Annotated in this window: 5 protein-coding genes; all 5 read left to right on the top strand. The window is 33.4% G+C overall.

Annotated features, from left to right (window positions below):
* Positions 1 to 182: 182 nt before the first annotated feature.
* The 5 genes from HX062_RS08135 (at position 183) to HX062_RS08115 (ending at position 7,622) form a co-directional block, all read left to right on the top strand.
* Positions 183 to 548, top strand: coding sequence for a 4-fold beta flower protein (locus HX062_RS08135; protein ID WP_286467071.1), 366 nt, complete (start codon positions 183 to 185; stop codon positions 546 to 548).
* A gap of 169 nt (positions 549 to 717) precedes the next feature.
* Positions 718 to 1,404: a hypothetical protein gene (locus tag HX062_RS08130; protein ID WP_286428073.1), complete on the top strand. Its 687-nt coding sequence runs from the start codon at positions 718 to 720 to the stop codon at positions 1,402 to 1,404.
* Entirely contained in the window at positions 1,397 to 3,163 is a 1,767-nt protein-coding gene (locus HX062_RS08125) for an ORC-CDC6 family AAA ATPase (RefSeq protein ID WP_286467070.1), read from the top strand. Before HX062_RS08130 ends, HX062_RS08125 begins: the two co-directional genes overlap by 8 nt.
* Before the next feature lie 518 nt (positions 3,164 to 3,681).
* Positions 3,682 to 5,289, top strand: a complete 1,608-nt coding sequence (locus HX062_RS08120) for an FMN-binding glutamate synthase family protein (protein WP_286467069.1) — start codon at positions 3,682 to 3,684, stop codon at positions 5,287 to 5,289.
* Positions 5,290 to 5,975: 686 nt separating this feature from the next.
* A complete protein-coding gene (locus tag HX062_RS08115) occupies positions 5,976 to 7,622 on the top strand; it encodes a T9SS type B sorting domain-containing protein (protein ID WP_182628174.1) in 1,647 nt (548 codons plus the stop codon).
* The last annotated feature ends 49 nt before the right edge of the window (positions 7,623 to 7,671 follow it).

The following is a 7,671-nucleotide window of genomic DNA, read 5'->3' as shown; positions in this document are numbered from 1 at the left end:
TAAATTCTTCATCAAATCTGAACATAATAAGAATTATTTGTCGAATTTAGAGGTGTCCTAAAATAGGGAAGCCTACAATTTAACAATAAGAAATGCCCAAGTTAAATCTACATTAGACTTAATGAAGATTGTTTCGACTTATGGTGAATTTGTAACTTTAGACTTTTCTTAATATATAAACTATGGAAGAAACATTATTTAATGTTGATGGAACTCCGCAAGCATATATTGTCCACAATGATGATAAAACTATTTATCTTTGGAATGGAACTCCTGTTGCATACTTATCAGATAATTCCACTATTTATGGCTTCAATGGAAAACATTTAGGTTGGTATGAAGATGGTATTGTAAGAAATTTAAATGGTAAAAAAAATGGTTTTAATAAGAAGTCGTTACCAGTATATGCAAAATATGAACCTTTTAAATCTTACAAGAAATATAAACCTTACAAATCTTATAAACAATATTCCAAATATAAACCTTACTACAAAATAAGTAAAAGTGATATTAGCTTAGAATTCTTTTTAAATCAAGGTAAAAAATAATAAGCATCAGTTGACATGGTTTTTCAAAATGATTGAAGTTTAATTTTATACCTTACAAAAGCCAATTACACTGACTTCTGTCCTAAATTTCGCTTCAATCTCCATCACTAAATTCATCCCAACCTTAAAATGTTAGGTGTATTATTAACCAATTAAACACATAATATTAATGTCATTTACAAAAATTACTTTCAATCAAATTTTAGAAGCTCAGAATAAAATTCATACAAACACATTAGAGGAAAATGATTTAACTGATGTTTTAAATTTGATAAATTCAACATTATACATACAAGAAAAAATAATATTCGAGAATGAAGAATTGAAACCATTAATGAATGAAATTGTTTCAGATGTTATTTCTGTAATATCTACAGCTATGCAAGGGCATTATAGGCTTGCGGCTTCAGGTCTTCGAAATATTTTAGAAATTTCTTGTAGTACAATATTTTATAAAGATCATCCAATAGAATATAAATTATATAAAGATTTTGATTTTAAAGCTGATAAATATGTGTCTACACTTATTAACGAATATCATTTTTTTAAAACCAAGTACATTAAGACATTTTATCAAGAAATAACAACAAAAGAAAAAGAAACTGATTCATGTAGTATATATTTAAATAAAACTTATGCGAAATTATGTGATATTGTTCATGGTAGATATTTAACTTTAACAAGAATTAATGAGTTGAAAATTGAATACGACCACGCGTTATTTTCAAAATTTAAAACTATATTAGAATATACCTTAGGAGCTTTTTTTCTAATGTATGTATTAAGATTTAATGACTTTTCTAACTCGGAAATTATAAAAATTGTAAAAAAAACAAAAGCACTTAAAAATGACTGATTCATTAGGTAATTACATATTAGATAGAACTGAGAGTTTAGATGACACTTTAATTAATAAATATTTTGTAGACAGGGATAATTCAAAAATTGCAAGGCTTTTAGATACTGAACAATATTTACTTGAAGGAAGTAGAGGTGTAGGTAAAACTATGTTGATGAAAGCATCAATGATTAAATCACAAAATGATTTTGGAAAAAACTCAATTTTACCTGTATGGGTAAGTTTTGAAGAATCTATACGTATTGAAAGAATATCAATACTAACAAAGTCAATTGATCCTTTTTTACAATGGACAATGGGAAAAATATTGTATGAAACTTTAAATAAATTAATTCAAATAAAACCAAAAACAATTGATGAGTTGAATAGAAAACTCTCAGCAATTTTTGATATTCCTATTTCAGATAATTTTGATAAATATATTTCAATTCTGAACAATTATATTAATATTCTTGAAAAAGGAGATATAGAAAGTAATGTGTTATTAAGTAAGCATTCCCCATCAGAGGAACTTTCAAGAATTTTAGATAATCCACAATCATTTAAGGATTTTTTATTAGAAATAATTGATGATTATAATTTAACAAGAATCATTTTTTTATTTGATGAAGCAGCACATGTATTTTCTTATTCACAACAAGAAAAGTTTTTTACATTTTTCAAAACATTAAGAGATCCTAAAATTGCTTGTAAAGCTGCTGTTTATCCTGGTATAACTAATTATGGAAAATATTTTGAAAGAGGTCAAGATGCAAAAGAGTTAAAAGTTCAATGGTCTCCTTTAGATGACAACGATGTAAAATATATTGAGAATATTATAAAAATTCGTTTGAAAGAATATGATAATAATTACTGGAACAAATTGAATTCAAATCAAGATGTTTTAAGAACATTATGTGTTTGTAGTAATGGTAATCCTAGGTTCGCTTTTCACATTGTAGATGAATTAGAAAATAACAAGGCATTTAAAGGTAACTCTGTTTCTTCTCAAATTTTAATTAATTCTGTTCGAAGTGTTTTTAATACTAAATGGAAAGAATTTGAAACATTAAAACATAGATTAGTGAAATTCGAAAAATATATAGTAGAAGCAGAAACATTTATTAAACAAACAATATTACCAAATTTAAGATTGTGGAATGATAAACAAAGAAAAAATAAGTCTAAACTATCCATTGGATTTTATATAACAACAGATGCATTTGATAAATTAGAAAAAGTTTTTTCTGTCCTATCATATTCTAATATAATAAATATTGATTATAGCAAAAAAAGTGTTGGTCATCATAAGCATTCTTACTACGTGACAATTAATCCTAGTCTTCTGTTTACAGACCTAATTATTAAAGATATTAGTGAATTGAAAAACACCTCAATTGCAATTGAGAATAATCAATCATATTCAGAATCCACTTCTAGTATAAAAGAACTTATATCAAATATAAGTGATGTTATTTATATTGAATGCTCTAACACTAATTGCGATTTTAAAACAAAAGATGATACCTTCAAATTTTGTCCAAAATGTGGAAACAAGATAGAAATTAAAGAAGAGGAATCTTTATACAAGATTTTACGAAGTCACAGTATTGATAATCTAAAAATTTCAAAAAACATAGCTAATCGTTTAAAAACTAAATTTAAAAATATTGGTGAAATTTATGATGCTGGGTTAGATGATATAAGAATGACATATATACAAGATGTAAGAATTGTAATTATTAAAAACGCGGCTCTTGAATATATGGCGGGATAGTACTGTATAAAATATAAATTGTGTAGAAAATAAGTTTTCCTAAAAATAATTATATTAATATGCTATATAGGAAAATTATTTATTTTAAGAAGTAAAAAGTATTACCTTTAAAAAGAATCTAAAAAACGACTCCAATCATAGTATAAAACTTTCCGAATAAGGTGCTCACCCCAATTCCAAAAAGTGAACATCCCTATTTATAAAGCATACGGCATAAAAGAGGCTAACCCTCTTTCTCCCCAAAGAAAACCGATAACTTTCGTTATCGGTTTTTTTTATCTCCCCTAGTTGGAAATTGAAATCCCTAAACTACTTTGGCAAAGAAAAACTTCCTAAAGAAGTTCCCCCCATAGGGTCTTACTCCCGCTACGACAAATAGGAAATAATATTTTATTATTAATTTTTAATATGTAAATTTAGGGTTAAATAATTGATTTTTTTATTGATTTGGATGCATTTACATCCTAATTCATATCTTCTATTATATAATCGAAACGAACCTTAAAACTAGCTACACTATGCGTAAACAATTCGTTATTTTTTCGACCTTACTTTTGATTGCACTGCTTCTACTCGCTGTATTTTTAAATAAAAACTGGAGTATTTTCTTCGTCATTACACTCTTTTTTGTAGGTATGGGGTATCAAGACATGTATCAAAAGAAGCATACACTGAGACGGATATACCCTCTTTTTGGTCGACTTCGCTATGTAATGGAAGAACTTCGTCCCAAAATGTATCAATACTTTATTGAATCAGACACGGACGGTAAGCCAATCAGCCGTATTGACCGCGCCACTATATATCAACGCGCAAAAAAAGAATTGGAAACGATTCCCTTTGGCACTCAATTAGACGTTTATGCTGAAGGATATGAATGGATGTGTCATTCGATCGCCCCCAAAGCATTTGATACCTTAGACCACAATCCTCGGGTACTCTTTGGCAACAAAGATTGTAAACAGCCCTATTCTGCTAGCATCCTCAATATTTCAGCCATGAGTTTTGGTTCCTTAAGTGCACAGGCGGTGGAAGCTATGAATGGCGGTGCAAAATTGGGGAATTTTGCCCATAATACAGGAGAAGGGGGAATAAGCCCCTATCACTTAAAAAATGGAGGGGATTTAATTTGGCAAATTGGTACGGGATACTTTGGTTGTAGAGATGAACACGGCGCTTTTGATCCTCAATTATTTGCGGAGAAAGCGAAATTGCCAAGCATTAAGATGATTGAATTGAAAATTTCACAAGGCGCCAAACCTGGGCACGGTGGAATACTTCCTGCCTCAAAAAACACCGTGGAAATCGCTCAAATCAGACACGTAAAACCACATACGATTGTTGCTTCTCCTCCATATCACTCTGCTTTTAATTCACCGTTGGAATTAGTCGAGTTTATTGGAAAATTAAGAGCGCTTTCGGAAGGTAAACCTATAGGATTTAAACTGTGTATCGGCCATAAAGCTGAATTTATATCCATTTGTAAGGCAATGGTTCACTTGGATACGTATCCTGATTTTATTACCGTAGATGGTGGTGAAGGCGGAACAGGGGCTGCTCCTCAGGAGTTTTCTAACTATATGGGTGCTCCTATGTTAGATGGATTGGCCTTTGTGCACAATATATTAACTGGAATGGGAATTCGTCAACACATCAAACTAATCGCCTCTGGAAAAGTAACTTCTTCTTTTCATATTGCCCGAGCCATGGCTTTGGGTGCTGATACTTGTAATGCCGCTCGAGCGATGATGATTGCCGTGGGTTGTATTCAAGCGCTTCTGTGTAATACCAACCGATGCCCAACGGGTATCGCAACCCAAGATCCTAAGCTTACTATAGGCTTGGATATTGCAGACAAAAAAATACGAATGGCTAATTACCATAAAGGAACAATTGAGAGCTTTGTGGAACTATTAGGTGCCTCTGGATTAGATGATATGAAAAACATTACGCGCAGCCATATTTATAGACGGGTGGCTTTGAACGATATGTTGACCTATGAAGAGATATTCCCTTCTGTAGAGGTTGGTGCTTTGCTGCTAGGAAAAATTCCCGATCGATACAAACAAGACTTTGATCGCGCCAATATGAATCAATGGGGGATTACTCATGCAAAGCAAGCGTAATTTCAAGCGTAATTTATTAATAGAACTACTTGAATTGGGGAGTTATCTTTACCTCCCCCATTCGCTACTTTATCCACTTGGAGTAGACAACGGAACAAGTATTCGTACATGGGATTGGAGCGCATCAACTCCATCCTCTACTCTTAACTTGTTGTCTACTGCATCATCCAATACACTTCTTCGTCTATAGATGAAAGCTGGGGGCTACTTTTTACAGGGGCTACCCTTGTCAATCGACAGGATTATTGTTTATTTTTTTTAAAAAAAACAAGCTGTTTTATTCCTTTTTATTTATATTTGACCCAGCAGTTTTAAGAAAAATACAACGTATCTCGATTTTTCTACAAAACCTTGTTGTATAGAGGCAAACCTTGTTTGATATCGCCTTTGGGGTGACTATACAAAATCAACGGCACGCCCTTACAAAGTCTCCAAAACAAAAATAATACCGTCTCCCTTAGCAGTTTTCTATACCAGAGAAGTCAAACTCATTTGGCTTTGGTCATAAGCAATTGTAGTAGATGTCTCTCCTACTAAAATGTTGGTGTATATGCAGCCTGCGCCTTTTCCGTTGACTGTTTTATTGCAATCAGCGCGATCTTATTGATCCATATACAACCTGATCGTGGTTGTATTGTATATTTTAATTTTTGTCTCCCCAACATAAAGCTAAAAAATACAACCAAATGAAAAACAATATTCAATTTATTACCTTGCTCTTTGCAAGCTTCTTTTCTTTCCTATCGTTTAGTCCGCTTAGTTATGGACAAGAAAACTTAGTCCTCAATCCGAGTTTTGAGGATGTAATTTTAGACAGTTTATCCTGTACCTTATATTCCTCGAGTGAGCGTTTTAATGCGGCTATAAAGCATTGGAGAAACCCGACAAACTCTACATCAGACATCCACCACATGAGTTTAAATCACAACTGTTCCATGTATCCGCTTGAGTCTTTTAACCCTGCGCAATTCCTACCGAGAACTGGAGATGCAATGGTGGGACTCGTTTTATACACCGAGGAAATGCCTGATAGAGACCCTCCCCTAGAATACAAAGAGTACGTGCAGGGTGAACTAAAGGAACCTATGATTCAAGGGGCCACCTATCTCGTTCAGTTTTATGCCGCAGTGGGTAATAGATGTAAATACTTCTCAAACAATATAGGAATTGCCTTTTTAGAACAACCCTATTATCAAGCTACACAAAGCAAGGTCAACCTATCTCCAGACTTCAACTTTAACGAAGTCTTGAGGGTTAATGAAGAGGAAAAGTGGACGCTATTGGAATTTGAATATACAGCTCCAACTTCTGGTATCAAATATTTTATTCTGGGTAACTTTTTTGGCACAAAGGATACCACCTACGAAACTCGAGATATTTCAACGCTTCATACTGATGCTTACTACGTCTTCGACGATTTCTCCATCATAAACTTAACGCCCTCTTTTGATCCCCTAGGTCCTTATTGTAGCAATACCGATTTCACACTACCCGACACCTCCAAAGAAGGATACACTGGTACGTGGTCTCCCCAAGTCAACAATCAACAAACAACGACCTATACTTTTACACCTCAAGATCCTAGATTTAAACCAACAACAATGACAGTTGAAATTATCCCTCCTACCGTAGAACTTCAATTTGATATGGAAACCTCTGTTTGCAAAGGATCTGACTTTTCTTTACCATCCATGTCCACAGACGGAGTGGAAGGCACGTGGACACCTGCGATCAATACACAAGAAACAACGACCTATACGTTTCATCCAACGATAGAAAACCCTTGTTTAAAGCCTTATTCGGTAGAAATAAAGGTGCTTCCATTAGTGGATATTGCCTTAGACTACTACTGTAAGGATAACCAATTGGTCATAGAGGCGTTTTCATTTTCTGAAGACCAACAGCTGACATACACCTGGTACATCAACGACCAGCTCATAGATGATAGCGCTGCTACCCTTGGACTTTCCTCCTATGCTAATTTACTGCATCCGAAGACTACGCATATTGAAGTGGTTGCATTAGATGAAAATGGTTGTTATTCGACCGCCAGTATTGAATTCGAAGATATTCAAGACTTTTGTTTTATTCCCAAGGGGATTTCTCCTAACGGTGATGGGAAAAATGACTTTTTTGATATTCACACCTTTGGTGAGGTTGACATTCAGATTTATAATCGACATGGGCGAAAAGTATACGAGAATAACCACTATACCAATCAGTGGGCGGGACAGTCAAATAGTGGAACTATACTGCCTTCGGCAACGTATTTTTATCAATTTATCACCTCACATGGGGAACACTATAGCGGATGGGTGGAGTTGACGCACTAAGCGCGCGTTTCACTCCTTCTTTTCAGCGGAGTTAACAGCGTTTTGGTTA

The organism is Myroides sp. DF42-4-2 (genome assembly GCF_030326445.1).
Lineage (GTDB): Bacteria > Bacteroidota > Bacteroidia > Flavobacteriales > Flavobacteriaceae > Flavobacterium.
This window is presented reverse-complemented; position numbering and strand designations above follow the sequence as displayed.

Bases quoted from the DNA above. Each gene is read 5' to 3' on its own strand.
- HX062_RS08135 (WP_286467071.1), top strand. From the start codon at position 183: ATGGAAGAAACATTATTTAATGTTGATGGAACTCCGCAAGCATATATT.
- HX062_RS08130 (WP_286428073.1), top strand. From the start codon at position 718: ATGTCATTTACAAAAATTACTTTCAATCAAATTTTAGAAGCTCAGAAT.
- HX062_RS08125 (WP_286467070.1), top strand. From the start codon at position 1,397: ATGACTGATTCATTAGGTAATTACATATTAGATAGAACTGAGAGTTTA.
- HX062_RS08120 (WP_286467069.1), top strand. From the start codon at position 3,682: ATGCGTAAACAATTCGTTATTTTTTCGACCTTACTTTTGATTGCACTG.
- HX062_RS08115 (WP_182628174.1), top strand. From the start codon at position 5,976: ATGAAAAACAATATTCAATTTATTACCTTGCTCTTTGCAAGCTTCTTT.